Source organism: Micromonospora sp. DT178 (assembly GCF_049841695.1).
GTDB lineage: Bacteria > Actinomycetota > Actinomycetes > Mycobacteriales > Micromonosporaceae > Micromonospora.
This window is the reverse complement of the sequence record NZ_JBNCKV010000044.1, coordinates 1-878: the sequence shown is the minus strand read 5'-3', so window position 1 is coordinate 878 and position 878 is coordinate 1. Positions and strand designations below refer to the sequence as shown.

2 protein-coding genes are annotated in these 878 nt (G+C 69.9%); both read right to left on the bottom strand.

The genetic code is table 11. The features are described 5' to 3' along the window. Positions 1-360, bottom strand: a 360-nt coding sequence (locus tag ACLQ22_RS31870; protein ID WP_425695578.1) for a beta-ketoacyl synthase N-terminal-like domain-containing protein, incomplete at its 3' end; no start/stop codon positions are given. A gap of 29 nt (positions 361-389) precedes the next feature. After that, on the bottom strand, positions 390-878 hold a 489-nt coding region (locus ACLQ22_RS31865), incomplete at its 5' end, for an acyl carrier protein (RefSeq protein WP_425695577.1).

Genomic DNA, 878 nt, shown 5'->3' with positions numbered 1-878 from the left:
CATCGCCACAGCCTCCCGCGGACTGATCCCGAAGAACCCCGCGTCGAACAACGCCGCATCAGTCAGGAACCCACCCTCCCGGGCATAACTGGTCCCCGACCGCTCCGAATCCGGGTCATCCAACGACCCGACATCCCAACCCCGATCCACGGGGAACCCACCCACCGCGTCAACACCCTCGACCAGCAACTGCCAAAACCCCTCCGGGTCACCAACCCCACCCGGATACCGACACCCCATCCCCACAATCGCCACCGGCTCGGCGCTGGCGGTCTCCAGGGCCTGTACCCGGCGGTTGGCCTGGCGCAGTTCGGCTACGGTCCGCTTGAGGTACTCGCGCAGCTTGTCGTCGTTGGTCACGGGTGTCCCTCCGGAGCGGGTACGGGCGTTCAGGCCGAGCCGAGCTCGTTGTCGACAAGTTCGAACAGCTCGTCGTCGGTGACCTCGTCCAGGTCGGTGTCGGGCCCGGCGGTCGAGTCTGCGGGCGGCGGCGTGGTGAGCCGGGCGACCAGCGCCTGGAGGCGCCGGGCGAGCTGGGCGCGCGTGTCCGCGTCCACGGCCGGTTCGGCGAGCGCGCGTTCCAACCGGTCGAGCTCGGCGACGGCCGGTGCCTCGGCCGGCTCGGCCGGCCACAGCTGGGCCCGAAGATGGTCGGCCAGGGCGGCCGGTGTCGGATGGTCGAAGACCAGCGTGGCTGGCAACGGCAGCCCGGTGGCGGTGGCCAGCCGGTTACGTAGTTCCACCGCGGTCAGCGAGTCGAAGCCGAGCTCGCGGAACGCTCGATCGGGTGCGATCGCTTGAGCACTGTCGTGACCGAGGGCTGTGGCCGCGTGGGTACGTATCAGTTCGAGCATCTTCTGCTGGCGCTGCGGGCCGGT